The 26,907-nt window shown below is 65.5% G+C and carries 18 protein-coding genes and 3 pseudogenes; 15 read left to right on the forward strand and 6 right to left on the reverse strand.

Going from position 1 to position 26,907, the window contains the following annotated elements; all coding sequences use genetic code 11:
• Window positions 1–1,007: 1,007 nt before the first annotated feature.
• Together dnaN and dnaA are read right to left on the reverse strand one after the other, a co-directional pair.
• Window positions 1,008–2,108 (reverse strand): DNA polymerase III subunit beta, encoded by a 1,101-nt coding sequence (gene dnaN, locus J7360_RS17320; RefSeq protein ID WP_005912436.1) that lies wholly within the window; start codon window positions 2,106–2,108, stop codon window positions 1,008–1,010.
• A 276-nt stretch (window positions 2,109–2,384) separates the two neighbouring features.
• Window positions 2,385–3,713 (reverse strand): chromosomal replication initiator protein DnaA, encoded by a 1,329-nt coding sequence (gene dnaA / locus J7360_RS17325; RefSeq protein ID WP_007968215.1) that lies wholly within the window; start codon window positions 3,711–3,713, stop codon window positions 2,385–2,387.
• A 242-nt stretch (window positions 3,714–3,955) separates the two neighbouring features.
• On the opposite strand from dnaA, the gene rpmH reads away from it, so the two are divergent.
• The 3 genes from rpmH to yidC are packed head-to-tail and all read left to right on the forward strand — an operon-like array spanning window position 3,956 to window position 6,322.
• Window positions 3,956–4,096: a 50S ribosomal protein L34 gene (gene rpmH, locus J7360_RS17330; protein WP_002805908.1), complete on the forward strand. Its 141-nt coding sequence runs from the start codon at window positions 3,956–3,958 to the stop codon at window positions 4,094–4,096.
• A 38-nt stretch (window positions 4,097–4,134) separates the two neighbouring features.
• A complete protein-coding gene (gene rnpA / locus J7360_RS17335; protein ID WP_007968218.1) occupies window positions 4,135–4,572 on the forward strand; it encodes a ribonuclease P protein component in 438 nt (145 codons plus the stop codon).
• 25 nt (window positions 4,573–4,597) lie between these two features.
• Window positions 4,598–6,322, forward strand: a complete 1,725-nt coding sequence (gene yidC / locus J7360_RS17340; protein ID WP_022560505.1) for a membrane protein insertase YidC — start codon at window positions 4,598–4,600, stop codon at window positions 6,320–6,322.
• Here yidC and J7360_RS21455 read toward each other — a convergent pair.
• Window positions 6,300–6,790, reverse strand: a pseudogene (locus tag J7360_RS21455) (hypothetical protein); the annotation flags it as partial. The gene yidC and the pseudogene J7360_RS21455 sit on opposite strands and share 23 nt — an antisense overlap.
• Between J7360_RS21455 and J7360_RS17345 the strand changes: the two are divergent.
• Window positions 6,787–7,709, forward strand: a pseudogene (locus J7360_RS17345) (tetratricopeptide repeat protein); the annotation flags it as partial. The pseudogenes J7360_RS21455 and J7360_RS17345 sit on opposite strands and share 4 nt — an antisense overlap.
• A 157-nt stretch (window positions 7,710–7,866) precedes the next feature.
• Window positions 7,867–9,207 carry a tRNA uridine-5-carboxymethylaminomethyl(34) synthesis GTPase MnmE gene (gene mnmE / locus J7360_RS17350; protein ID WP_057661770.1) on the forward strand — a complete coding sequence of 447 codons (1,341 nt, stop codon included), beginning with the start codon at window positions 7,867–7,869 and terminating at the stop codon, window positions 9,205–9,207.
• A 161-nt stretch (window positions 9,208–9,368) separates the two neighbouring features.
• Here the strand turns inward: mnmE and J7360_RS17355 are convergent, their stop codons facing one another.
• On the reverse strand, window positions 9,369–10,226 hold the full coding sequence (locus J7360_RS17355) for a phosphatase PAP2 family protein (RefSeq protein WP_057661773.1): 858 nt from the start codon (window positions 10,224–10,226) through the stop codon (window positions 9,369–9,371).
• 192 nt (window positions 10,227–10,418) lie between these two features.
• On the opposite strand from J7360_RS17355, the gene J7360_RS17360 reads away from it, so the two are divergent.
• Both J7360_RS17360 and J7360_RS17365 read left to right on the forward strand, forming a co-directional pair.
• Window positions 10,419–12,719 (forward strand): TonB-dependent receptor, encoded by a 2,301-nt coding sequence (locus tag J7360_RS17360; protein WP_057661776.1) that lies wholly within the window; start codon window positions 10,419–10,421, stop codon window positions 12,717–12,719.
• A 239-nt stretch (window positions 12,720–12,958) separates the two neighbouring features.
• Entirely contained in the window at window positions 12,959–14,053 is a 1,095-nt protein-coding gene (locus J7360_RS17365) for a glycerophosphodiester phosphodiesterase (RefSeq protein ID WP_033481512.1), read from the forward strand.
• Window positions 14,054–14,173: 120 nt separating this feature from the next.
• On the opposite strand, the gene J7360_RS17370 is transcribed toward J7360_RS17365, so the two are convergent.
• Both J7360_RS17370 and J7360_RS17375 read right to left on the reverse strand, forming a co-directional pair.
• Window positions 14,174–14,959 (reverse strand): rhomboid family intramembrane serine protease, encoded by a 786-nt coding sequence (locus J7360_RS17370; protein ID WP_057661780.1) that lies wholly within the window; start codon window positions 14,957–14,959, stop codon window positions 14,174–14,176.
• A 338-nt stretch (window positions 14,960–15,297) separates the two neighbouring features.
• A complete protein-coding gene (locus J7360_RS17375; RefSeq protein ID WP_057661781.1) occupies window positions 15,298–16,254 on the reverse strand; it encodes a TerC family protein in 957 nt (318 codons plus the stop codon).
• Window positions 16,255–16,518: 264 nt separating this feature from the next.
• On the opposite strand from J7360_RS17375, the gene J7360_RS17380 reads away from it, so the two are divergent.
• From J7360_RS17380 to J7360_RS17415, 8 genes and pseudogenes are all read left to right on the forward strand, one after another.
• Complete coding sequence (locus J7360_RS17380) at window positions 16,519–17,685, forward strand: class I SAM-dependent rRNA methyltransferase (RefSeq protein WP_007968235.1); 1,167 nt, start codon at window positions 16,519–16,521, stop codon at window positions 17,683–17,685.
• Between the two features lie 118 nt (window positions 17,686–17,803).
• Entirely contained in the window at window positions 17,804–18,124 is a 321-nt protein-coding gene (locus J7360_RS17385; RefSeq protein ID WP_003482258.1) for a hypothetical protein, read from the forward strand.
• A gap of 287 nt (window positions 18,125–18,411) precedes the next feature.
• A pseudogene (locus J7360_RS17390) lies at window positions 18,412–19,662 on the forward strand (dipeptidase); the annotation flags it as partial.
• A 492-nt stretch (window positions 19,663–20,154) separates the two neighbouring features.
• Window positions 20,155–21,465: an MFS transporter gene (locus J7360_RS17395; RefSeq protein WP_057661784.1), complete on the forward strand. Its 1,311-nt coding sequence runs from the start codon at window positions 20,155–20,157 to the stop codon at window positions 21,463–21,465.
• A gap of 25 nt (window positions 21,466–21,490) precedes the next feature.
• On the forward strand, window positions 21,491–22,660 hold the full coding sequence (locus tag J7360_RS17400; protein WP_057661786.1) for a glycerate kinase: 1,170 nt from the start codon (window positions 21,491–21,493) through the stop codon (window positions 22,658–22,660).
• Window positions 22,661–22,893: 233 nt separating this feature from the next.
• Window positions 22,894–24,105: a sugar diacid recognition domain-containing protein gene (locus J7360_RS17405; protein WP_209034325.1), complete on the forward strand. Its 1,212-nt coding sequence runs from the start codon at window positions 22,894–22,896 to the stop codon at window positions 24,103–24,105.
• 91 nt (window positions 24,106–24,196) lie between these two features.
• Window positions 24,197–25,945, forward strand: coding sequence for a diguanylate cyclase (locus J7360_RS17410; protein ID WP_209034327.1), 1,749 nt, complete (start codon window positions 24,197–24,199; stop codon window positions 25,943–25,945).
• Window positions 25,946–26,065: 120 nt separating this feature from the next.
• Complete coding sequence (locus J7360_RS17415; RefSeq protein ID WP_057661791.1) at window positions 26,066–26,455, forward strand: DUF2628 domain-containing protein; 390 nt, start codon at window positions 26,066–26,068, stop codon at window positions 26,453–26,455.
• Window positions 26,456–26,907 lie beyond the last annotated feature (452 nt).

Below are 26,907 nucleotides of genomic sequence, written 5' to 3' on the forward strand. Positions count from 1 at the left end.
GGCATGCCGGTCGGGTCGAAGGATACGGGATCGGCATGAAACCTGTGCAGACATGGCCCCCAGGACTGACTGGACAGGCAGGGGATAACATGTGGATAAAAACATGGTCTATGGAGGTGCTTCTGCTTATCCACAGCTTCTGGATGGGAAAACAGGGCGATAAGCACAGGGTTTCGAACCCTCAATTTCCTTTACAAACAATCACTTGGTATGTTTCTACGCAAAATCTGCCCCTACCATCACCACAAAGCTCTTAAGTTATTTATAGATTTAAAAGCAAAGTGCGATGTGTATAAGTCAAAAACACCAGGGAACCGAGCGCGTGCACCGCGTATAGCCGACAGCAACTCCGCCGACCGAGCTTGAGTCCTGAACACATTCAGTTTCAACCAAGGTGAAACTTTAAAAACTCAACTTGCTAGTGGGAGACAAGGTAGTTCTCTCTGCTTGCTCTTGCTGCCTCTGGAACCAAGCCAGTAGCTAGGATCAAAGACCGGGCGAATGAACCGGGTCGGCTCCGGCCAGGTCGAGACTAGCGGCCTGACGGATCCGCAAATTGCCAACCACGTCCGAGCTTTTGAAACACTGCAGACACGTGATGCAGCGATGCGCGCCTATGGCAGCAGCTCCACGATGGCCCCACGCACGCGGTAGCCGCGACTTTGGCTAGCGCGAAGCTTGGTCGCCGGCCGTCACCGGAGAACTCTGGCACTCGATTTGTACGAGGCTCGCCGCTGTGCCGGTGTCTAGCGAACGCACACACCCAGGTGGCAAGGGCTTGGGGCGCGTTTGGTCGATCAAACGTGCCGGACCCACACCCGCGACGACTGCGCTAAGGGCTTTATCGCTGCAAGTCGTGCGCGATTGCGGTCGCTCAGCCCACCCCGCGTGGGGGCGCCACAGGCGACCGGACCACGAAAGCTACCTACACATCGCAAGCGACAGACCGGCACAAACAAAAAGCCCGGCACTCGCCGGGCTTCCCGTGTTCCACGTGGAACGAGATATCAGAGCCGCAACGGCATCACCACATGACGCGACTTCTCGCTGCTGGCTTCACGTACCAATGCAGACGAATTGGCATCACGCAGCTGGATCACCACGTGTTCATCGCGCAATGCCGAGAGCGCGTCGAGCAAATAGTTGACGTTGAAGCCAATGGCCAGGTCGTCGACCTTGGTATCGGCCTCGATCTCTTCCTGCGCCTCTTCCTGCTCGGGGTTATGCGCGCTGATCTTCAGCTGACCCGGAGACACTTCCACACGGACACCGCGGTACTTCTCGTTGGACAGGATGGCCGCACGCTGTAGCGACGCGCGCAACGCTTCACGATCCACCTTGACCTCGCGATCGGCGCCGATCGGAATCACCGCCTCGTAGTCCGGGAACCGCCCGTCGATCAGCTTCGAGGTAAACGTCACATCACCACGCTTGACGCGGATGTGGCTGCGGCCCACTTCCAGCTCGACCTCGCGATCGGCACCTTCCAGCAGACGCTGCAACTCGGTCACGCCCTTGCGCGGCACGATGATCTGACGCTTGGCGCCACCGGCTTTTTCCAACTCCATCTCGCACAGCGCCAGACGATGGCCGTCGGTGGCCACGCAGCGCAGCAAGCCGTCGCGCAGGTCGAACAACAGGCCATTGAGGTAGTAGCGCACGTCCTGCTGGGCCATGGCGAACGCGGTGCGCTCGATCAGCTCCTTGAGACCGGCTTCGGGCACCACGACGCGCTCGGTCGCTTCGACTTCGTCCACGGACGGAAAGTCGTTGGACGGCAACGTCGCCAGAGTGAAGCGGCTCCGCCCGGCCTGCACGGTGACCTTGTCGCCGGTCTGCGAAATGGTGACGCGGCTGCCGTCGGGCAGGGCGCGCAGGATGTCGAACAGCTTGCGCGCCGGAATTGTGGTTTCGCCGTCCTGCGCGTCCTCCACCAGCGTGCGCGAGATCATTTCCACTTCCAGGTCGGTGCCGGTCAACGACACCTGTCCATCCTTGACCTGCACCAGCAAATTGGCCAGGACGGGCAGGGTTTGACGGCGTTCGACCACATTGACCACTTGTGCCAATGGTTTGAGGAAGGCTTCGCGCTGCAGTGTAAAACGCATGTGGTTCCGTGCCCCTATGCTTTAAAAGATATGGAATAAATCAAAAGCTTGGTGGTGATGGTAGGGCCGTTTTCAGCGGATAACCACCATAACTGTTTGTTTCCAAAGACATTTCAGCATCTGAAACGCGTTGGACTAGTGCGCCTGAGCTGGTCGGACAACCTGTGGATAGTTTTACAACCGGACTGCGGTGCAACGTTATCCACAGATTCTCCCGCATTTGACCCCAACGTTTCCACGCTTTTTTCCAGCCCGGCGCCGATGGTAGCCGAGGGCTTACTCGCTGAGCTTGCGAATCAGCTTTTCCCAGTCCTCACGGAGCTTGCCGTCGGCCTCCATCAACGTGCGGATCTGGCGGCACGCATGCAGCACGGTGGTGTGGTCGCGGCCGGCAAAGGCGTCGCCGATCTCCGGCAGGCTGTGCTCGGTGAGTTCCTTGGCCAGCGCCATCGCCACCTGCCGCGGGCGCGCCAGCGAGCGGGTGCGCCGCTTGGACAGCAGATCCTTCATCTGCAGGCCGTAGTAATCGGCCACGGTCTTCTGGATATTGGGAATGCCGATCGCCTGTTGCTGGGCGCGAAGCAGGTCGCGCAGCGTCTCCTGGGCGAATTCCACCGTGATCGAGCGCCCGGTGAAGTTGGCACGCGCCACCAGGGTGTTGAGCGCGCCTTCGAGGTCGCGCACGTTGGAGCGCATCTTCTTGGCGATCAGGAATGCCACGTCGTCGGGAATCTCGGCGCCGCGCTCGCGCGCCTTGGCCAGCACGATGGCCGCGCGGGTCTCGAAGTCCGGCGGGTCGATCGCCACCGACAGGCCCCAGGCCAGGCGCGACTTCAGCCGCGGCTCCAGGCCTTCGACCTCGCGCGGGTAGCGGTCGCAGGTCAGGATGATCTGCTGGCGGCCATCGAACAGCGCGTTGAAGGTGTGGAAGAACTCTTCCTGCGTGCGGTCCTTGCCGGCGAAGAACTGGATGTCGTCGATCAGCAGCGCATCGATCTGCTGGAACTGGCGCTTGAACTGGTCCATCGCCTTGTCCTGCAGCGCCCGGATCATCGCGCTGAAGAACTGCTCCGAACGCAGATACATCACTTTGGCGGCCGGATTGGCCTGACGCAGCGCATTGCCGGCCGCGAACATCAGGTGGGTCTTGCCCAGACCGGTGCTGCCGTACAGCAGCAACGGGTTGTGCGCACGGTCGCCGGGCTTCTGTGCAGCCTGGATCGCGGCCGCCAGGCCCAACTGGTTGCTACGGCCTTCCACGAAGTTGGCGAAGGTGTAATGCGAATCCAGGTTGCCGGCGAACGGCACGATCGGTGCAGCCTGCGGCGCGCTCGGCACGGCCACGGGTGCAGGGGCCGGCTCGGGCGCACGTGGACGCGAACCGACCGCCAGCGCGACTTCGCCATTGCCGGCGAAATACGCCAGCAGTTCGCGAATGCGCGGCAGGTAACGTTCGCGCACCTGGTCAACGATGAAGGCGTTCGGGGCGTACAGCACGATGCTGTCGCCGCGATCTTCGGCTTGCAGGGGTTTCAACCAGGTGTGGACATCTTCGGGCGGGAATTCGGCTTCGAGACGTTCCAGACAGCGGGGCCAAGCATCCATCAACGTGTGATCATCTGTTGCTGGCTGCGGCGCGCAGAAAAGCGCCGTGCTCGCAGCCCGGTAGTGAAAAGAGGATGGACCAGCCTAGCACCGAGGGCAGGGTTTTCCCAGAGTTATTCACAGGGCGATCCACAGGCCGGTGGTGTCCTCATCCGCAGTAAAGCGAGCAGGGTGTTGACCGGCGGCGCGCAAGGCCTATAGAATTGCCGGTTCTATTAGTCTCCATTCATGCAGAGGGCCCCATGGCCACCAAGCGTACTTTCCAACCCAGCAATCTCAAGCGAGCACGCGACCATGGTTTCCGCGCACGTATGGCAACCGCCGACGGCCGCAAGATCCTGGCTCGCCGCCGCGCCAAGGGCCGCAAGCGCCTGAGCGCTTGATTGCCGCGCCGCTCCCTGCGGCCGAGGCAGTCCCTACCGTGAACGCATCGAACCCGTGCAGGCGATTTCCTCGCTCTGCGCGGGTTCGTACGCGTGCGCAATATACGATCGTCTTCGATACTGCACGTCGCACCTCGGACCCACTTTTGAGCCTGCACTGGCGCACCGGCGATACGCCGCCGCGTCTGGGCATGGCAGTGTCGCGCAAGGTCGATACGCGCGCGGTCGGACGCAACCGCATCAAGCGCGTGCTGCGCGACGCCATGCGGCATCTCTTGCCCGAACTGGCCGGTGGCGACTACGTCATCGTAGCGCGCTCGGCGGCGGCAAAAGCGACCAATCCACAGATTCGCGATGCCTTCGTGCGTCTGCTGCGCCGTGCCGGCGCATTGCCCCTGCCTGCTGCGCCCGGCACAATGCCGCCCGCCAGGACGGTGCGCCCATCCTCCCCTTCCCCGACAGAGCCGGAACTGTAGTTCCGACTGAGCGAGTTGCTGCCCGATGAACCAGACCCGTGTTTTCCTGATTTTTGCCTGGCTGATGGTCGCGGCGTTGCTGTGGATGGAGTGGGGCAAGGACAAGGCGGCTGCCAATGCGCCGGTGGCCGCGGCGACGCAGTCGGTGCCGGCGGCGCGCGATCTCGATGCGGCGGCGCCGAGCGCGGCCAATGTGCCCGCGGCCCAGTCCATTCCGCAGGCCGGCGCGCCGGGCACTGTGCCGGCGACCAGTAGCACTGCGGCGACACCGGCTGCTGCCGGCGCTGCACCGGTGGTAACCGTGACCTCGGATGTGCTGCGCCTGAAGCTGGATGGCCGCAGCGTGCTCGATGCCGAGCTGCTGCAATTCCCGCAGACCAAGGACGGCACCGCGCCGGTCAGCCTGCTGACCGAGGATCCGGCGCACCCGTATAACGCCACCAGCGGCTGGGCCAGCGAGCGTTCGCCGGTGCCGGGCGTGGCAGGCTTCCGCGCCGAGCAGCCGGGCACGACGTTCGAAATGGCCAAGGGCCAGAACACGCTGGTGGTGCCGTTCGTCTGGAATGGCCCTGACGGCGTCTCGATCCGTCGCACCTTTACCCTGGAGCGCGGCCGCTATGCGATCTCGATCAAGGACGAGGTGATCAACAAGAGTGGCGCGCCCTGGAACGGCTACGTGTTCCGCAAGCTGAGCCGGGTGCCGACCATTCTCAGCCGCGGCATGACCAATCCGGACTCCTTCAGCTTCAATGGTGCGACCTGGTACAGCCCGCAGGAAGGCTATGAGCGTCGTGCGTTCAAGGACTACATGGACGACGGTGGCCTGAATCGCCAGATCACCGGCGGCTGGGTGGCGCTGCTACAGCACCACTTCTTCACCGCTTGGATTCCGCAGAAGGACCAGGCCTCGCTGTACGTGCTGGCCCAGGACGGCCCGCGCGACGTGGCCGAACTGCGCGGCCCGGCCTTTACCGTGGCGCCTGGCCAGACCGCCAGCACCGAAGCGCGCCTGTGGGTGGGCCCGAAGCTGGTCAGCCTGATCGCCAAGGAAGACGTCAAGGGCCTGGACCGCGTGGTCGATTACAGCCGCTTCTCGATCATGGCCATCATCGGCCAGGGCCTGTTCTGGGTGTTGAGCCATCTGCACAGCTTCCTGCACAACTGGGGCTGGGCCATCATCGGCCTGGTGGTGCTGCTGCGTCTGGCGCTGTATCCGCTGTCGGCCGCGCAGTACAAGTCCGGCGCCAAGATGCGCCGCTTCCAGCCGCGCCTGGCGCAACTCAAGGAGCGCTACGGCGACGATCGCGTCAAGTACCAGCAGGCGACGATGGAGCTGTTCAAGAAGGAAAAGATCAACCCGATGGGCGGCTGCCTGCCGCTGCTGATCCAGATGCCGATCTTCTTCGCGCTGTACTGGGTGCTGGTGGAGTCGGTGGAACTGCGCCAGGCGCCGTGGTTGGGCTGGATCCAGGATCTGACTGCGCGCGACCCGTACTTCATCCTGCCGCTGCTCAACATCTCGATCATGTGGGCGACGCAGAAGCTGACCCCGACCCCGGGCATGGACCCGATGCAGGCCAAGATGATGCAGTTCATGCCGCTGGTGTTCGGCGTCATGATGGCCTTCATGCCGGCCGGTCTGGTGCTGTACTGGGTGGTCAACGGCGGCCTGGGTCTGTTGATCCAATGGTGGATGATCCGCCAGCACGGCGAGAAGCCGAGCAAGATCATCCAGGCCAACGCCAAGTAAGTTCAAGAAGGCCCGCCGCAAGGCGGGCTTTCTGCATGTCAGCCCGCATTTATTGCCTGTTTCTCTCTCGCCAAGGACGCCGTCGTGACCACATCGCCGTTGCATCGCCTGTTGCTGTGCGCAAGTTGCATGGGCGTGCTGGCGCTGGCCGGCTGCGGCAGGCATGACGTCAGCGATGCTGCCGCCGCTGGCACGCAGGCGGACAAGACCGGGGACGCCACGCGTGCCTTGATCGCGCAACTGCGCCAACAACGGGACCGGCACCGTCGCATCATCGTGCTGGCCGATGAGGACAAACAAGGGCCACGCGATCGCGTCACCTCCAGTAACGTGGGCCAGCAGTTGTTTCATGAAAACCTGGAGCAACGCGAACGCATCGCCGCATCGTTCGACACCGTGCTGATCTTCGAGGAGGCGCGCCGGTTCGCGACGATTGCCGCGGTGCCGGACGAGGTGGAATCTGCGCCGAAAGCCTGCAGGCCAAGCACGTCTTGTTCGTGATGGATGCGTGTTACAGCGGGCTGGGATTGACGCGTGGCGGGCCGACGTCCGGCGCGTATCTGCGCGAGAACGCGCGGCGTGTCGCGCGCCAGATGCTCACCGACGGCGGCGCCGATCAACAGGTGGCCGATAGCGGGCCCAATGGGCATTCGGTGTTCACCTGGGTGCTGTTGCAGGCACTGACCGGCAAGGGCGACCTCAATAGCGACGGCTTGATTACCGGGACCGAACTGGCCGCGTACGTGGCGCCTGCGGTGTCGGCAGTCTCGGCGCAGACGCCGGCATTGGGCAGCCTGCCCGGTTCGCAAGGTGGCGAATTCGTGTTCCAGGTGCCCAGCGGCGAAGAATTTCTCACTGCAGAGACCGCGCAGCTGTCGGCCGATGCGATTGCGCTCAACGGACGCGTGGATGCAGTGCCCCCTGCGCCGGCCGCAGCCGGTGCGACGGTGGCTGCGGCGCCGGTGACGGTGAAGACGCTGCAAGGCGGGCAAGCCAGGCTGGTGTGCCCACCGCAGTGAAGAGCAGCGATCGCCAACGCGTACAACTGGCCAACGAACGCGGCCTGCAGTTGTACAAGGAAAAGCGCTATGCCGATGCGGCCGAGCAATTTGCCGAAGCACTGAAGCTGCGCCCGGATTTCGCGCTGGCGGCCAACAACCTGGGCGTTGTGTATTACCGTCAGGTGCGCTTTGCCGAATCGGCGCGTTGGCTGGAAAATACCTTGAAGATCGATCCCTCGCGCGCGGTGGCCTCTCTCAATCTCGGCGATGCATATGCAAAGGCAGGCGATCGCGACAAGGCGCGCAAGGCCTATTCCACGTACCTGGAATTGCAGCCGCAAGGCAGTGGCGTGGAGCAGGCGCGTACGCAGCTGCAATCGTTGTGACCGAAGTAGCGACACGACATGGCGTGCAGACGCCAGACAGCGCGATTGTCGCAACGGTAGGCGCCTTAAAAGTGCCGGCAAACATGTGGCTCGGCGCTGGTGGCTGCGCCGTCTAAAATCCACATGTCCTCTTTCAATCCACCATAGAGCAGTGCCCATGTCGTCTTCCACCTCGACCATCGTTGCCATCGCCAGTGCTGCCGGAATCGGCGGCGTGGGCATCGTGCGCTTGTCCGGGCCGCAGTCGGTGCAGATCGCAGCGCACCTTGGAATTGCGCGGATGCGGCCGCGACATGCGCACTACGCACGTTTTCGCGACGGGCAGGGCGCCGTCATCGACGATGGCATTGCGCTGTGGTTCAACGCGCCGCACAGCTTTACCGGCGAAGACGTCGTCGAGCTGCAAGGCCATGGCAGCCCAGTGCTGTTGCGGCAACTGGTCGCCCGCTGCATCGCACTGGGTGCCCGTCAGGCACGCGCCGGCGAATTCAGCGAACGTGCGTTTCTCAACGGCAAACTCGATCTTGCACAGGCCGAAGCCATTGCCGACTTGATCGCAGCCGGCGACCTGCGGGCGGCACGCGCGGCGCGACGCGCACTGGACGGCGTGTTTTCGCAACGGGTCGATGCATTGGCCGAGACCCTGACCCGCCTGCGGATCCATGTCGAGGCAGCCATCGACTTTGCCGACGAGCCGCTCGACACCTTGGGCGGCAAGCAAGTACGCGATGGCCTGGGCCAGGCGCGCAACGTGCTCGCACAGCTGCTGCGCGATGCCGAACGCGGACGCAAGCTGCGCGACGGCCTGCATGCGGTGTTGATCGGTCCGCCCAACGCCGGCAAGAGTTCGCTGCTCAATGCGCTGGCCGGAAGCGACCGCGCGATCGTCACCGATGTTGCCGGCACCACCCGCGACACCTTGCACGAAGCCATCCAGCTGGACGGTTTCGAGTTGACCCTGGTCGATACCGCCGGCCTGCGCGATGGCGGCGATGCGATCGAACGCGAAGGCATGCGCCGCGCACGCGTCGAACTGGAGCGCGCCGACCTGGCGCTGGTGGTGCTGGATGCACGCGACCCGCAGGCCGCCCGCGACGCCATCGGCGATGCCATCGATGCCGTGCCGCGTCAGCTGTGGATCCACAACAAATGTGATCTGCTCGGCAATGCCGCATCGCTCGATGCCAATGCGATCGCTGTCTCTGCCGTGACCGGACAAGGACTGGAGCAATTGCACATTCGCCTGCGCGCGCTTGCGCTCGGCGATGGCGTGGATAGCGTCGACGGCGAGTTCTCTGCTCGCACGCGGCATGTCGAGGCGCTGCGTCGGGCCGAACAGCATGCCGATGCTGCCGATCTGGAGCTCGGTTTCGAGCAGCTGGAACTGGCTGCCGAGGAATTGCGCCTGGCACATGAAGCGCTTGGCGAGATCACCGGAAAGCTCAGTGCCGATGACCTGCTCGGCAAGATCTTCTCGAGTTTTTGCATCGGCAAGTGATGCGGTGGTTCCCGGTGCGATGAAGCGCGGGAACCGTCGGAACCAGTCGGCACCGAGGCCCATTCGCCCCAGCACAATACCTGCGTGGGCGGCGATGCGTGCGCAACCTGTCGCACACCGTCCGAGCAACCCAGGCGCAGCGGCTGTGCGCTTGCCGTGGACTACATCACCCCGGGCAATGCGGTCTTGAGCGCTTCGCTTTCCGCGTTGCACGCAGCCACCGGGGAGGCTGCCGGCTGCTTGGCCTGCGCCTGTTCGATCTCGCGGCGTGCGGCGGCCAGGTCTTTTTCGAACGCAGGATTGCCGTGCAAGGCGGCAACGGTGGCGGCGCCCACCATGCGGCCCTGGATGACATCGCTCTGCCAGTGCACGTTGCAGACCAGGCGGCTGTCGCCGAAGGCGCGGCCACGCGCGAGCAGGGCGTCGCGGTGGGCGGGGGCGATTTCGGACAGGATCAGGCCCCATGTCCAGCCGATGGCGGTGTGGCCGGAGGGGTAGGAGCCGTTCTTGCGCAGGGCCGCGTCATCGGCCGGGGTGCACATCGGTTGCGCGTTGCGCATGAAAGGACGCGGACGTTGATAGCGTGCCTTGGCGGCGCTGGTCGCGGTGCTGGCATCGCGCATGCTGCGTTCGAGCAGACCGATCAGATGCGGGGTGCTGGCTTGGTCGATCTGCATGCCGAGCGCGCAGCTGAAGTGCGTGGCCGCAGCCGGAAAGCTCAGGACCGCGTCCTGCGCGGCCAGCTCCCAGCGCGGTGTGCCGCGCAGGGCGAGCATGGCCTTGGCGACCGCCTCGTCGTTGGCGAGCGCAGCGCTGCCATCCTGCGGTGGCGGTGGCACCAGCTGCACGCTGTCGGGCAGTTGTTGTTTCTCCAGGTACCCATGCGCGTCGGTGGCGAGCACCGAATCTTTCGAGGCTGCCTTGTCGCGTGCACTTGCGATGCCGCTGCCGATCAACAGTGCGGCGATGGCAACGCTGACCAGCGTCCGATGAGAGTGGCAAGCAATGCGCTGCGACATGGCGACCTCAGACAACACCAATGGAAGAGCTCGCACATTACGACGGCTCGATGACAGCTGCATGCCAACGCGACGCAGCAACGGCGAGGGATGCGAAACGGTTGTCGTTGCACTGTCATGTTTCGGTCGCACCGGCGCAAGACAACTGTCGCACGCTTGCCGCCATCTCTTGACTCGTCCCCAACGCCGCTCATGCCCAAGACCCATCAGTTAAGTGCCGCCGTTCTCGCCGCGCTCGTGCTCGCGCCTGCCGCTTACGCCGCCGACCTTGAAGTGTCTGCTGATACCGGTGCGACCGTGCAGCAACTCGATGCGGTGTCGGTGATCGGCCAGGGCGAAACGCGTCAGGTGCAGCGCATCACCCAGCAGGACATTGCGGTGTTGCCGCCGGGCACCAGCATCCAGAAGCTGCTCAACCGCATGCCGGGCGTGAACGTGCAATCCAACGATGCGTTCGGTGCCAACGAAGAATCGCAGACGATCAGCCTGCGCGGCTTCAACGGCACCCGCCTGGGCTATACGCTCGACGGTCTGCCGCTGGGCGACAACGCCTATGGCAACTACAACGGCCTCAACATCAGCCGCGCGTTGATTGCGGAAAACTTCGGCGGCGTGGAGCTGGCCTCCGGCATCGGTGCGTTGGGCACCGCGTCGACCAGCAACCTGGGCGGCACCATCCAGTATTACTCGGCCGATCCGTCCAGCGTGTTCGGCGGGCAGGTGTCGCAGACGGTGGGTTCCGATGCCAACCGCCGCACCTTCCTGCGCGTGGATACCGGCGATTACAACGGGTTTTCGGCGTATCTGTCCGGCATCAATGCCCAAGCCGACATGTGGGCGCGCCCGGAATCGCCGACCACCACGCGGCAGTTCAATGCCAAGGGCGTGTACCAGTTCGATGGCGGCAAGCTGACCGCATTCGCCGACACATCGCGCACCTCGCAGGCCGACTACGCGTACCTGTCCAAGAGCGGCATGGCGCGTGGCCTGGGCTGGGACTGGAATCTGTACGCGCCGGACTGGAACCGCGCATTGGCCGCAGCGTATTGCGCACCGGCCACGCGCAATGCCGCGCGTTGCGGTTTCAGCGGCGGTGTCGACAACATCGACGATGCGTATTACCAGAGCCGCGCCTTGCGCGACGACGACCTGTTCTACGTGGCCGGCGATTTCCAGCCCAACGATGCGATCAGCCTGCACACGCAGGTCTATCACCACGAAAACAAGGGCCAGGGCCACTGGTGGTCGCCGGGCCAGGCGTCCAACCCAGGGACGCCGCAGGCACTGCCGATCTCCATCCGCAGCACCAATTACTGGATCAACCGCACTGGCGGCATCGCCTCGCTCGGATGGGAGGTGGGCCCGCATCATCTGGAAGCCGGCCTGTGGTACGAGCGCAATCACCACGATGTGGAGCGCAATTTCTACTGGATTACCGGCCCGGTCAGCGACGACAAGTTCCTGCAGAATCCCAACCGTCGTTTGTTCTCGCAGAACTACGTGATCACCACCCGCCAGTTCTATGTGCAGGGCAACTTCAAGTTCCTGGATGAGCGCCTGAGCCTGGACCTGGGCATCAAGAGCCCGAGCACCGAAATGACCGCGCGCGAGACGCCGGGTGTGGCGGTGGAAGCGCCGGTGGCCACCGGCTCGCTCAAGGCCAGCGAATCGGTATTGCCGCAGATCGGCTTGGGCTATCGCCTCGCCGAAGGCCAGGAAGTGTTCGCTTCGTACGCGGAAAACATCGCAGCGTTCCAGGGTGGCGGCGCGGGCGGCCCATTGCTGGTGACCCAGGCCTCGTTCGATGCCAGCGTCGGCGCATTGGAGCCGGAGAAATCGCGCACGCTGGAAGCGGGCTATCGCTTCGTGCGCGACCGCTTCGAAGCTTCGCTGGTCGGCTATGACGTGACCTTCGACAACCGCCTGCTTTCGCTCAACCCGTGCGCCAGCATCCAGCAGGGCACCACGCCGGCATGCACCACGCGCTTCTTCAACGTCGGCTCGGTGAGCAGCCGCGGTGGCGAACTGACGGTGATCTGGAAACCAACCAGCTACCTGCAGTGGTACAACTCGGCTTCGATCAACCGTTCGACCTACGACGACAACTACGTGCAGAACGGCGTGGTGATTCCCACCGCCGGCAAGTACACCGTCGACACGCCCAAGCGCATGTTCGCCAGCGAGCTGGCCTTCAATAACGGGCCGTGGAATCTCAACCTGCGCGGGAAGTACACCGGCCAGCGCTACTACACCTACACCAACGATCAGGGCTTTGGCGGCTACACCTCATTCGATGCGGGCGGTGGGTATGACTTCGGCCAGGTTGGCGTGCTGCAGGGGCTCAAGCTCTCGCTCAACGTCACCAACCTCACCGACAAGCGTTACGCCTCCAACCTCACCGCGTTCGCCAACACCGACCCGAACGGGCGTCAGCTGGCCTTCCATGCCAGCGCGCCGCGGCAGGTGTTCTTGACGCTGGATGCCAGGTTCTGAGGACGGGAATCGGGAATCGGGATTGGGCAATCGCAAAAGCGGTGTGGCGGTTGCGCCGATTTCCGACGTCTGTCGACGCAGACGGTTTTTAGGGCGGGTGATACGACCTCACGCGTGAGTGTCGGGCGTTGCAGATGATGCGCGATGCGCGTGTACAGTCGTCATTGCGCATCGCGCATCGGCCAGGTCCGCCTTGCGATCACCCGTTGATTCGGTATCTGTTTTCCGTGGAGACATGCATGATGCAGTTCGGTCGGCTTTGCCTGGTGGGAGCGATGATGATGGGCATGAGCGGCCCGGCGGTTGCCGAAGCGCCGCTGGCGAAGACGGTGCAGATCTTCGCGCACCGTGGTGCCAGTGCGCTGCGTCCGGAACACACCCTGGCCTCCTATGCCAAAGCCATTGTCGATGGTGCCGATTTTGTCGAGCCGGATCTGGTGTCCACCAAGGATGGCGTGCTGATCGCGCGGCACGAGAACGAGATCGGCGGCACCACCGATGTGGCCAGCCATCCGCAGTTCGCTGCGCGCAAAACGCGCAAGACCATCGACGGTCAGGCGATGGAAGGCTGGTTTACCGAAGATTTCAGCCTGGCCGAGTTGAAGACGCTACGCGCGCGCGAGCGGCTGCCGCAGCTGCGCGGTACGCGCTGGGACGGGCACTTCCAGATCGTGACCTTCGACGAGATCATCGATTTCGTCGCCGCAGAATCGGCAGCGACCGGGCGCCCCATCGGGCTGATTCCGGAGATCAAGCACCCCAGCTATTTCAAGGCGCTAGGCCTGCCGATGGAAGACAAGGTGCTGGCCACCTTGCATGCGCATGCCTATACCCGGACTGCGCCGGTGATCATCCAGTCGTTCGAGACCGGCAACCTGCGCTATCTGCGCGGCAAGATCGGCCGCACCAGCAACATCCGTCTGCTGCAGTTGCTCGGTGGCGCGCAGATGGCGCTGCCCGATGCCGGCACGGACGGTGCGCCGAAGACCTACGGGCAGATGATCACGCCCGACGGCCTGAAGCAGGTCGCAAGCTATGCCGATGCGATCGGCCCCGACATCCGCAGCATCATCCCGCTGGATGCGCAGCAACGCCTGGGTACGCCCACCAGCCTGGTGCACGATGCGCATGCGGCCGGGTTGCAGGTGCAGCCATATACGTTCCGTCCGGAAAATTATTTTCTCGCCGCCAACAATCGCAGCAGCGGCGCGGTCACCGAGCGCAACGACGCCGGTGCGTTGGTCGAGTTGCAGGCGTATCTGGATGCCGGGATCGATGCGTTCTTCGCCGACGACCCGGGCCTGGCGCGGCGTGCATTGAGCGGGCACCCCTGAGCAGCCTCGCGTAGGAGCGCGCCAGAGCGCGACGGGCTGTAGCGGTAATGCCCATCGCGCGCAGGCGACGCTCCTACGCGGGGCAGGGCATTGATCGGCTCGGCGGTCGCCTGGAAAGGCTCAGCTACCTGGCGGGCGTTCGCGCGACGGGAAATGCAGCACCACGCTGTCTGAGCCATCGTCCTGGCGCTGCCACAGCACCGGCACCTGACGCGGCGGTGGCGGTTCCAGCATCGCGTGCTCGGGGTTGCTCACCTCCCAGGCAGCGTCTTCGTCCTCGTCTTCCCAGCTGTAGCGTGGCTTGGCCTGTTGTGGGTCGCGCAGGCGCAGCAGCAGGGCGGCGATCAACCCGGCCACCGCACCGCCCAGATGCGATTGCCAGGACACGCCGGCTTCGTGCGGCAGGATGGTCATCAGCATGCCGCCGTAGAACAGGAAGGCGATCATGCTGGTGGCGATCGCGGGGCGGTCGCGGCGCAGCAGGCCCAGCACGAACACCAGGAACATCAGCCCGTGGGTCACGCCGCTGGCGCCCAGATGCCGGCTGCCGGGCTCGCCCAGAAGCCATGCGCCCAGGCCCGAGCCCAGCCACAACAGCGGCAGCGCCATGACGGTGGCACGTGGATACACGCTCCCGGCCAGCGTGCCCAGGATCAGCAGCGCAGCGGCGTTGGCGCCCAGATGCGCGAGCGAGCCATGCAGCAGCGGTGCGGTGAGGATGCCGCGCAGGCCGTCGGCCTGCAGCGGTGCCACTGCCCAGGCGCGCCACTCGAACACGCCCTGGGCGGTAAACACCGCCACCAGCAGCAGCACGGCGGCCAGGCTGACGTTGAAGGCACGCAGCACCCGCGAACGGTCCAGGCGGCTCTGGGTGGCGGGGTCGGAGGCGAGAGGGTGCGTTGTCATGCATTCACGGATGGCGGCGCGCAGGTTTTTTACAAGCCCAACGAACGTGGGATAAGCAGACCCGGCGACGGGATAATCCAGCCCCGGCGCGGATCTGTGGCGGCTCGGCCTGCGCGTTATCGCGGACGATCTACGGCTTGGCTGCAGGGTCCTTGCCCGCCCACCATCGCGGGACACGCTGCAAGTACGTCCTTGTAAGCTCTTACGCGGCATCCATGCCGCGTAAGGTCCCGCGACGGTGGGCGGGCAAGGACCAGTCGAGTTGGTCGGTGTGCATGGTTGCCAGCAGCGCAGGCCGCGCCACCAATCCCGAATCCCGACTGCCCAATCCCGGCCCCTCAGTGCCCGGCAGGCTTGGGCGGGCGCAGCAGGCTCAGCACGATGGTGGCGACCAGGATCGCGACCACCACGCCCAGCGACACCAGCACCGGGATCTTGTACAGATCGATGATCATCATCTTGGTGCCGATGAACACCAGGATCACCGCCAGGCCGTAGGGCAGCAGGTGGAAGCGGTCGGCCATGCCGGCCAGCAGGAAGAACATCGCGCGCAGGCCCAGCACCGCGAACACATTGGAGGTGAGCACGATGAACGGGTCGGTGGTGATGGCGAAGATCGCCGGGATGCTGTCCACTGCGAAGATCACATCGATCACCGCGATCAAGATCAGCACCACGAACAGCGGCGTAAACCAGCGCTTGCCATCCTTGATCACGCTGAGCAGGTTGCCGTGGTACTGCGGGCTCAGGCGCAGGTGCCCGCGCATCCAGCGCAGCACCGGGTTGGCTTCCAGATCCGGCTCCTTGCCGGCGGAGAACCACATCTTGATGCCGGTCAGCAGCAGGAACGCACCGAACACGTAGAGCAGCCAATGGAACTTGGCCAGCAGCATCGAGCCGGCAAAGATCATGATCGCGCGCAGCACGATGGCGCCCAGCACACCGATGATCAGCACGCGCTGGCGCTGTTCCTCAGGCGCGCCGAAGTAGGTCATCACCATCAGGAAGACGAAGATGTTATCGACCGCCAGGGATTTTTCGACCAGGTAGCCGGTGAGGAACTGCAGCCCGATCTGGTCGGCCTGGGCGTCCCCGACGCTGCCTTGCAGGTACCACCACAGCCCGGCATTGAAGGCCAGCGCCAGCAGCACCCAACCGATGCTCCACCAGGTGGCTTCCTTGAAGGTGACCTTGTGGGCGCCGCCGTGGCGCATCAGCACCAGATCGATCAGCAGCGCGGCGATCACCACCACCGCGAAGCCACCCCACAACCAGACATTGCCAATGGTTTGCATAAGAATCCCGAAAAAAGTGAAAGCGGCCTGGACAGCCGGCGGGCTGAGGCCTTGTGACACGGAAATCGTGGATTCCGGGTGACGGACCTTCGCCTGCGCGGCGAAGGTCTCGCTCGCAACCGGCTGGGCCGGTTGCCGTTGCACCGGAGCGCTGCACATGGCGGGCTCGTCATGACGGCGACAACGCTGGGAGCTACTCCCCTTCTGCGCCCGATTCTGCGTGCCCGGCGCAGGCACGTCAATCCAGCCGGATACAATGGGCCGATGAATATTCCAGTCCCTGTCGTCCGTCTCAAGAATGCCTGGCGCTCCAGCCACCCGTGGATCTTCCAGAAGCTGGTGGAAAAGCCCGCCGCCAAGCCCAAGCCCGGCACCATCGTCGATGTGGTCGGCGTGGATGGGGAGTGGATTGGCCGCGGCTTCTACAACGGCCATTCGCGCATTGCCGTGCGCATCCTGGAAACCGACCGGTCGGTGCCGGTGGATGCGGGTTGGTTCTCGCGCAAGATCGCCGCAGCGGTGAGCCTGCGCCGCGACTGGCTCAAGCTCGACGGCGTGTCCGATGCCTGGCGCGTGGTGCACAGCGAAGGCGACGGCCTGTCCGGCCTGGTGGTGGACCGCTACGGCGACCTGGTGGTGGTGGAGTTCTTCGCCGCCGGCATGTTCCGTCACCGCGAATGGATCTACGAGGCGCTGCGCGAACAGTTCCCCGGCTGCCGCTTCCACAGCTTTGCCGACGAACACGTGCAGAAACAGGAAAGCTTCGATTTCCACAGCAACACCACCACGGAAGCGGCGGTGATCACCGAGCACGGCATCAAGTTCCGCGCCGACCCGGCCGGCGCGCACAAGACCGGCTTCTTCGCCGATCAACGCGACAATCGGCAGTGGCTGAGCCAGCAGGTGGAAGGCAAGACCGTGCTGGACCTGTGCTGCAACACCGGCGGCTTTGCGGTGTATGCCGCCGCGCGCGGTGCGGCCGAGGTGCTGGGCGTGGACATCGACGAAGACGTGATTGCCATCGCCAAGGGCAACGCCAAACTCAACAACGTGCGGCCGAAGTTCGTGCAGGCCGACATCTTTCCGTGGCTGCGCGATGCGGCCAACCGTGGCGAGCAGTTCGATGTGGTGATCCTGGACCCGGCCAAGATGACCCGCGACCGCGAGCAGGTGATTCCGGCGCTGAAGAAGTATCTGGACATGAACAAGCTGGCCTTGGGCGTGGTCAAGCCCGGCGGCCTGTTCGCCACGTTCTCGTGTACCGGCCTGGTGGCCGAGCAGGAGTTCCTGGACATGCTGCGGCGCGCCTCGTATTTCTCCGGGCGCACCATCCAGATCTTGAAAGTGGCCGGTGCCGGTCCGGACCACCCGTTCATGGCGCACGTGCAGGAATCGCGTTATTTGAAGGCCGTTTTCTGCCGCGTGGTGTAAGCGCGCTCGGTGGCGGAGGACGCGGTCTGCGGCAGTGCAGGCAGCGTCTTTCGCGGCGCGATGCCATCGCCGTCAAGCAGTAGGTCAACGCAGACATGCAACCAGGAGCGGCCAGCCGATGACCTCCAGCGACGAAGACGAACGCAAGGCCTTGCGCCGCTTGCTGCGGCAGATCGAGCGGCCCAATGCCAGCCTGCTGGCCAGCAACTGGCCGGTGTTCGGCGTCTGGCTGCTGTTTTCCGGGGCCTTCATGTACCTGTTCCAGACCGGCGACGGTTCGCCGCTGCACCCGTTGCTGCTGGCGCTGGGGTCGACCTGCCTGGGCGTGTTCGGTGCGTGGATCGTGTTCCGCTCGGTGTGGGCGCGGCAGTGGCCGCATGTGCGCGAACACATCGATGTGGACAGCGTGCGCGCGCGTCTGGCAGAACTGGACGACTGAGCGATGCAGCGCGCGTGGCGTTTCCGCGCGCTGGGCTGCCAGGCGGACCAAACCGATGCGTGATGACCAGCGGCTGGTCGCGCCGAGGTTGCCGGCATGGCGGGCGTAGCTCGACAGCATCGCGCGGGCTCACACCCTCGGAATCGCCGCAGAACTGCTCTTGCAGCGCGCGTATCGCACGCCACGCCGTGCGGATCGACCGCAGCGCTGCAGCGTCCCAGATGTGGCGGTAGTGCGCGTGCGGCCAGCCGCTATGATCGGCTCACCCCCACTGCCTGTGAGATCGCATGCACCTGCGTTCGCTTTCGCTGTCTGTCGCCTTGTTGCTGGCCGCTGCGCTGACTGCACAAGCGCTGGAGTTTTCCAAGGCCGAACTGGCGCGCGCTACTGCCCTGCAGAAACGCCTGGTCACGCTGGATTCGCATCTGGACACGCCGGCCAATCTGGAGCGTGCCGACTTCGACGTATTGCAGGCGCATACGGGTAACCGCTTGTCGCAGGTGGATTACCCGCGCATGGTCGAAGGCGCGTTGGATGGCGGGTTCTGGGCGGTCTACACCGGGCAGGGCAATCGCAGTGCAGCCGCGCACCTGGACGATCGCGATGCCGGTCTGCAGCGCTTGCTGAAGATCCACACATTGGTGGCCGCGCAACCGCAGCGTTTTGCACTGGCCACCACGCCGGCCGATGCCGCGCGTATCAAGGCCGCCGGCAAGCGCGTGGTGTACATCAGCATGGAAAACGCCAGCCCGCTGGTGGCCGATCCTACGTTGCTGCGTTTTTATTACGCGCAGGGGCTGCGCTTGATGAGCACCGTGCACTTTCTCAACAACGAGTTCGCCGACTCGGCCACCGACCCCAAGGGCGCGGAGTGGAACGGCCTGAGCCCGGCCGGCACACAGCTGGTGCAACAGGCGCAGGCGCTGGGCATCGTGATCGATCAATCGCATGCCTCCGATGCGGTGTTCGACCAGTTGATCGCATTGTCGCCGGTGCCGATCGTGCTCTCGCACAGCGGTGCGCGCGCGGTCTACAACCACCCGCGCAACATCGACGATGCACGCCTGAAGGTGCTGGCCGCGCATGGTGGAGTGATCCAGGTCAATTCCTACGGCGGCTACCTGGTGGACAGCGGCGCCAGCCCCGAGCGCAAGGCCGCCGAGAAGGCGCTCACCGACCAGTACGGCGGCTGGGAGCACGTCAAGATCGCCGACGGCACCAAGCTCAGCACCGCGCTGAAGGACCTGGATGCGCGCTACCCGATCAAGCGCGCCACCGAAGAAGACTTCTTCGCCCATCTTGAGCACATCCTGGCGGTGGTCGGACCCGAGCACGTGGGCATCGGCATGGATTGGGACGGCGGTGGCGGGGTGGTGGGCCTGGAAGATGTCTCCGACCTGCCGCGCATCACCGCGTGGCTGTTGCGCAAGGGCTACACCGAACAACAGATCGCCGGCATCTGGGGCGGCAACCTCTTGCGCGTGATGGACCAGGCGCAGGCGTATGCGGCGGGGAATCGGGAATCGGGAGTCGGGAATGGGGAATCGGTAGAGCGCGGGAGTGGGGATTTGGGAATCGGGATTCGCAAAGCCGAGGCGGTCTGTCGTGCGGGGCTGGTCCTGCATGGGGCTTGGCGGTGGGGCGCCGGTTTGGTTGTGGGTGCAGGGCTGAGGTAAAGCGCGTTGCCGCTACTGGCGTCTTCGCCGGATTGGCTGATTAGGGCGCGCGCTGAGTGCGCCGGCGCTAGTTGTCAGCCAAGCGGTTGGGGGGCGGGTCGCCGTCGCTGCATCGGGGCGGCCAGCCCTGCACCAACAGCATGGTTGCTGTTGCGTTCCGAGCCCGGCACGCGCCGGAAGCGATGGTGGCTGATTTGGGCAGTTGCACAAAAAACGGCGTCTGCCTGCCCGCAGACAGGCAGCAGCCTGACGATGCTTCCGGGAAAAAGCTCCAACTAGAATGCGCCGACCCCCGTGTGGTGCCGATGCCAGGGCACTGCGTGCCGGTGGGCCCACCGACTGCTGGAGCGTGCGATGACCCAAGCCACCCGGCCCCTGCCGCCCTCCGATGGCATGGGCGCGACCTATCGCAAGATCCTGTGGCGGCTGATCCCGTTCCTGTTCGTCTGCTACCTGTTCAATTACCTGGACCGGGTCAACGTCGGCTTCGCCAAACTGCAGATGCTGGGCGACCTGGGCATGAGCGAGACCGTGTACGGGCTGGGCGCGGGCATCTTCTTCATCGGTTACCTGGCCTGCGGGGTGCCGAGCAATCTGATCCTGCAGCGCATCGGTGCCCGGCGCTGGGTGGCGATCATGATGGTCAGCTGGGGCCTGCTCTCCACCTGCCTGCTGTTCGTGCGCACCCCGGCCGGGTTCTACACCCTGCGCCTGCTCACCGGTGCGGCCGAGGCGGGCTTCTTCCCCGGCATCGTGCTGTACCTGACGCGCTGGTTCCCGCGTGCCCGGCATGGCCGGGTCATGACCGTCTTCATGTCGGCGATCCCGATCTCCGGGATGCTGGGCGGGCCGTTGTCCGGCTGGATCCTGAGTCACTTCTCGGCCGGGCAGGGCGGCCTGGCCGGCTGGCAATGGATGTTCCTGCTGCAGGGCCTGCCGACCGTGTTGCTGGGCATCGGGGTGTGGTTCCTGCTCAGCGACGGCGTGCAACAGGCCAGCTGGCTCAACCCGCAGGAAAAACAGGCCTTGGCACGCGTGCTGGCCGAGGACGAAGCCGGCAAGCCGGCCGGCGCGTCCACTTCGCTGGGCGCGGTGCTGCGCAACCCGGCGGTGTGGCTGCTGGGCACGGTGTATTTCTGCATCCAGAGCGGGGTGTATGCGATCAACTTCTGGTTGCCTTCGATCATTCAGGGCAGCGGCGTCGCCGACCCGATCCGCATCGGGCTGATGAGCGCCATCCCGTACCTGGCCGCGGCGGTGTTCATGGTGTTGATGGGCCGTTCGGCCGACCGCTTCGGCGAACGTCGCTGGCATTTGGTGATTCCGTTGCTGATGGGCGCGGCCGGCCTGTGCATCGCCGCCAGCGTCAGCGACAACCTGGGCCTGGCCGTGTTCGGCATGACCCTGGCCACGATGGGGGCGGTCAGCGGCTTGCCGCTGTTCTGGCCGCTGACCAACGGCTTTCTCACTGCTGCCGCCGCCGCCGGTGGACTGGCGCTGATCAATTCCACCGGCCAGGTCGCCGGCTTCGTCAGCCCGTATCTGGTGGGCTGGATCAAGGACACCACCCACAGCACCGAAGTGGCGCTGTACGTGCTGGCCGGCGCCATGCTGCTGGGCGCCACGCTGGTGCTGCGGGTGCCGGCGCGCGCGGTGAACCAGTGATGTGCCCGTCCCAGCGAGTGTCCGCATGAAGATCATCATTGCCCCCGACTCGTACAAGGAAAGCCTGTCTGCGCTGGAAGTGGCGACGCAGATCGAGGCGGGCTTTCGCGAGGTGTTCCCCGACTGGCAGTACCACAAGGTGCCGGTTGCCGATGGCGGCGAAGGCACTGTCGACGCGCTGGTGGCCGCCACCGGCGGGCGGGTGATCGCCTGCACCGTCAGCGGCCCGCTCGGCGCCCCGGTGCAGGCGTTTTTCGGCCTGACTGGCGACGGCCGCACCGCGGTGATCGAAATGGCCGCCGCCAGCGGGCTGGCGCTGCTGCCGCCGGCCGAGCGCGCGCCGCTGCGCACCAGCACCGCAGGCGTGGGTGAGCTGATCCTGGCCGCCTTGGACGCCGGCGCACGGCGTTTCATCATCGGCATCGGCGGCAGCGCCACCAACGACGGCGGCAGCGGCCTGGCGCAGGCCTTGGGCGTGCGGTTGCTGGATGGCCAGGGCGAGGCGATCGGACCGGGCGGTGGCGCGCTGGCTGCGCTGGCGCGCATCGACACCGAAGGCATGGATGTGCGGCTGCAGGATTGCCAGTTCGAAGTGGCCTGCGACGTGGACAACCCACTGATCGGGCCGACCGGCGCCTCGGCGGTGTTCGGCCCGCAGAAGGGCGCCACCCCCAGCATGGTGCGCCAGCTCGATCGCAACCTGCAGCACTACGCCGACCTGCTGCAGCGCGACCTGGGCGTGCGGTTGCACGCGCTGCCCGGCGGCGGCGCGGCCGGCGGCCTGGGCGCGGCCTTGGTGGCGTATCTGGGCGCGCAGCTGCGGCCCGGCGTGGAGATCGTCGCCCAGGCGCTCGGGCTGGAGGCGCTAGTCGCGCAGGCCGATCTGGTCATCACCGGCGAAGGCCGCCTCGATAGCCAGAGCCTGCACGGCAAGACCCCGGTCGGCGTGGCACGGGTGGCGCAACGGCATGCCAAACCGGTGATCGCCATTGCCGGTTGCCTGGGCAACGGTGCCGCGCTGCTGCACGGCCACGGCATCGATGCCATGTTCGCGGTGGTGCACCGCGCCTGCACGGTGGAACAGGCCTTGGCCGACGCCGCCAGCAACGTGCGCATCGCCGCGCGCAACGTGGCGGCGACGCTGCAGCTGGGCGGGGCATTGGCACAGGTCCGGTCGGGGGGCGAGCGGGGCTGACGGCAGCGCCCGGGCGGCTCGGACGGGCGAGGCGCATGCGCTCGCGTGCGCGGCGGCCTGCTGGATAGGGTGCGCACCACTGCAGGCCTAACGAGCCACGAAGGCGGTCAGCATTCTTCGCACCGACCTCGGGCATCGGCCGCTGCACCTCCCACCGTCATACGCGTGCCGAACACGCGCGCAGCGAACATGCCACCGTGACCGCCCCTGATCGCGGCAACAGACCCCCGCCCATGCTCACGCTCGACCGCACCCTGGCGCAGTCCATCGTCGACCGCGCGATGACCATCATCGACGGCAACGTCAATGTGATGGACTATTCCGGCGTCATCATCGCCAGCGGCGAGCCGGCGCGGATCGGCCAGCTGCACGAAGGTGCGTTGCTGGTGCTGTCCCGGCAGGGCCGGGTGGAGATCGACGCTGCGCTGGCGCAGCAGCTGGATGCGGTGCGCACCGGCGTCAACCTGCCGCTGATCGCCGATGGCCGCATCGTCGGCTGCGTCGGGCTGACCGGCGACCCGCAGCGCATCGGGCAACAGGCCGAGCTGGTGCGCATGGCCGCCGAGGCGATGCTGGAACAGGCCGGGCTGCTGCGCCTGCTGGCCCGCGACGCCCGCCTGCGCGAAGAAGTCACGCTGGGCCTGATCCGTCCCGACGGCCCGACCCCGGCGCTGGCCGGCTGGGCCGAGCGGCTCGGTATCGCGCTGGAGCTGCCGCGCGTGGCCGCGGTGATCGAAGTGGAAAGCGACAGCCTGGACCTGGACGCGATGCTGGTGGAACTGCAGCGCCTGCACACCCTGCTGTCCACGCCCGAGCGCGGCAACCTGATCGCCGCCACCGCGCTCAACGAGCTGGTGGTGCTCAAGCCGGCACTGGACCGGCGTGGCCACTGGGACGTGGAGGAGCAACGCCGTCGCGCCCACAGTCTGCTCGAGCGCATGCGCGCCAGCAGCCGGCTGCGGATCCGGCTGGCCCTGGGCCAGTATTTTCCGCAGGCCAACGGCCTGGCGTTGTCGCACCAGATTGCGCGCACCACCATGCGCATCGGCAAGGCGCGCACCCCGCACGCCGACGCCTTCTTCTACGACGATTACCGCCTGCCGGTGCTGGTGGACGACCTGCGCCAGGCCTGGCAGGCCGACGAATTGCGCAAGCCGCTGCAGGCACTGCTGGCGCAGGACCGTCGCAGTCAGTTGTTGAAGACCTTATCGGTCTGGTTCGGCGCCGGCATGCGCATGGCCCCCACCGCCAAGGCGCTGGGCATTCATCGCAACACCCTGGATTACCGCATGCAGCGCATCCAGGAACTGTGCGCGGTGGACCTGGGCAACACCGACGACTGCATGCGGCTGTACCTGGCGCTGCAGATGCGCGACGACAGCGCCGCAACCACCACGAACACCGACGCGCACGCCCCCGACCGAGCGAGGCCACGCCCGCCGTAACGCTGCGGTGTGCGGTGGCGCACGCAACGCCGCCTTGGCTGGTATGCGCAGTCCGCTAGACTGCGCGGATTGCCCGGCCGCGAGCGCTCCGTTGAATCAGTGCGATACCGTCGTGTCATCTGCGTCCATCGAGGCCCAGCGCCTGGCACGTCTGGCGTTGTTGCAGGTGGTCGACACCGCCGCCGAGCCGTTCTTCGATGCGCTGGCCGCTGCCGCGCAGGCAATCGCCGGCACCCCCAGCGCACTGGTCTCGCTGGTGGACGAACGTCGGCAGTGGTGGAAGGCCAACATCGGCCTGCCCGGGGTTTCGGAAACCCCACGCGAGCTGGCGTTCTGCGCCTACACCATCCAGGGCGATGCGGTGATGGAAGTGCGCGACGCGCCGGCCGACCCACGCTTCCACGACAATGCCCTGGTCACCGATGCGCCCGGTATCCGCTATTACGCCGGCGCCCCTATCGTGCTGCCGGATGGCTTACGCATGGGCACGGTGTGCGTGATCGACCAGCGCGCCCGCGCGCTGGAGCCGGCGCAATTGCAGGCCTTGCAGCAACTGGCCAAGGTGGCCGCCGAAGGCCTGGAGCAACGCCGCGTGATGCTCGAGCGTGAGGTGGCCAACGCCCAGCTGCAGCAGCGGCTGCGCGAGAGCGAGGCATTTCTGGAGCGCACCGGTCGGGTGGCCGGGGTCGGCGGGTGGGAGGTGGATGTGGCCAGCGGCACGCTGATCTGGTCGGACCAGACCTGCCGGCTGCACGATGTTCCGCCCGGTTACCGGCCCAGCCTGACCGAGGCGATCGGCTTCTACCCGCTGGAGGCGCGCGCGGTCATCACCGAAGCGGTCGACGCCTGCGTGCGGGACGGCACGTCCTGGGATCTGGAGCTGCCGCTGACCAGCGCCACCGGGCGGCGGCTATGGGTGCACAGCACCGGCTCGGTGGAACATGTGGATGGCCGCAAGCGCCTGATCGGCGCGGTCCAGGACGTGACCGACCGGCATCGGGCGGTGGACGCGCTGGCCGCCAGCGAGCGCAAGTTCCGCAAGATGTTCCAGTACAGCCTGGGCCTGATCTGCACCCATGACATGCATGGCCGGCTGGTCAGCATCAACCCGGCCGCCGCACGTTCGCTCGGCCGCAGCGTCGAGCAGATGGAAGGCCGCTCGCTGGTGGAATTCGTGCGCCCCGAGCGCCACGCCGCCTTGCGGGGGTACCTCTCGCGGATGGTGCTCGATGGCCAGGATTCGGGCGTGATCGAACTGGTGGCCGGCGACGGCAGTCTGCGCCATTGGCAGTACCACAACGTGCTGGACGTGGAATCCGACGCCACGGTGGTGTTGGCACATGCCCAGGACATCACCAACCAGTACCGGCAGGAAAAGCAGCTGCTGGAATGGTCGTTCACCGACCCGCTCACCAACTGCTACAACCGCCGCTTCCTGGACGAGCTGGACAAGCGCGACCCCAGCGTGCGCTGGGGCTGCATCGTGGTGGATCTGGACAAGTTCAAACTGGTCAACGACACCCATGGCCACCAGCGTGGCGACGAGGTGTTGGTGCAGATGGCGTGGTTCCTCAACCAGCCGCTGCGCACCCAGGACCGCCTGGTCCGCCTGGGCGGCGACGAATTCCTGGTGTTGCTGCACCAGGCCAGCCAGGCACAGCTGGACGCGTTGAAGCGCGACTACATGGGGGCCAGCGAGGACGCGCCGATCCGCTTCACCCTCGGCACCGCCCTGCGCCAGGACGGCGAAGCGCTGGCGGCGGTGGTCGATCGCGCCGACCACTCGCTGTACTCGCTGCGCCGCGCCCGCCGCGGCACGGGTACCAGCGACCAGCGCTGACCGTCTGCGCAGGCTCTGCGCAGACGGAAGCTGCACCGAACCGATGTGAGAGGCCGCGGACGTGTGCCGTTGAATACGCGTTCGCCTATCATGTAAACGTTTACAACTACATGGATTGGAATGGATACCTTCGATCGCACCCCGCTCAGCCCCAAGTGGCAATTCCGCTTCGCCTTTTTCGACCGTCACGGCGGCCCCAGGGATCCTGCCTACAAGCAGGCGCTCAAGGCCTTGCCATTTGGCGAGAAGCTCAAGGTGGGCATGAACTTCTACGCATTGTTCTTCGGCTTCATCTATTTCTTCATCCTGGGCCTGTGGCGCAAGGCGCTGGGCCTGATCGGCGTTGGCCTGGTGGTCGGCATCGTGGCCTCGTTCCTGCCCGCATCGATCGGGAATGCGCTGAGCATTCCGCTGGCCCTGCTGGCTGGCATGAGCGCCAACTACGCCTACTACCTGGACAAGGTGAAGGGCAGCACCAGCTTCAATCCGTTCGAAGGCATGCGCTGGTAAGCCACCGCCGGGCGCGGACCCTCCCGCCGAGGCCCTGCTGCCAAGCCCGGTCCTGTGACCGGGCTTTTTTGTGGGAGTCGAATCGAGGAGGCGCGTATCGCCAGCGACTCCGCTCTCGGACGTTAGCCACCGCTCCCATCGGATGAGCGAATTTATCCGAAGCACGCAGAACCAGTCATAGCGTGCGCAGCCGGTGCCGCGCGGCAGGACGTGGCCAAACCACTACACGTCAGTGCCACTGGTTGCCAATTTGACCGTCCTGCGTGTGCCGAAGCACGCCCAACAAGCACTATGCGAACGCCTACGCACATCACCGCGGTCCTTATCAATCCAGCACAGACGCCGCTACCGCAGTAGCGTTGGGCCATCGGCGCGGAGGCTTAGATCAAGCGCCCTACCGGCTAGCACCGTGCTACAGCCGGTCCCATCCATTAGGGAAGGTCTGATCAACT

The organism is Xanthomonas sp. D-99 (genome assembly GCF_017746145.1).
Lineage (GTDB): Bacteria > Pseudomonadota > Gammaproteobacteria > Xanthomonadales > Xanthomonadaceae > Xanthomonas > Xanthomonas cissicola.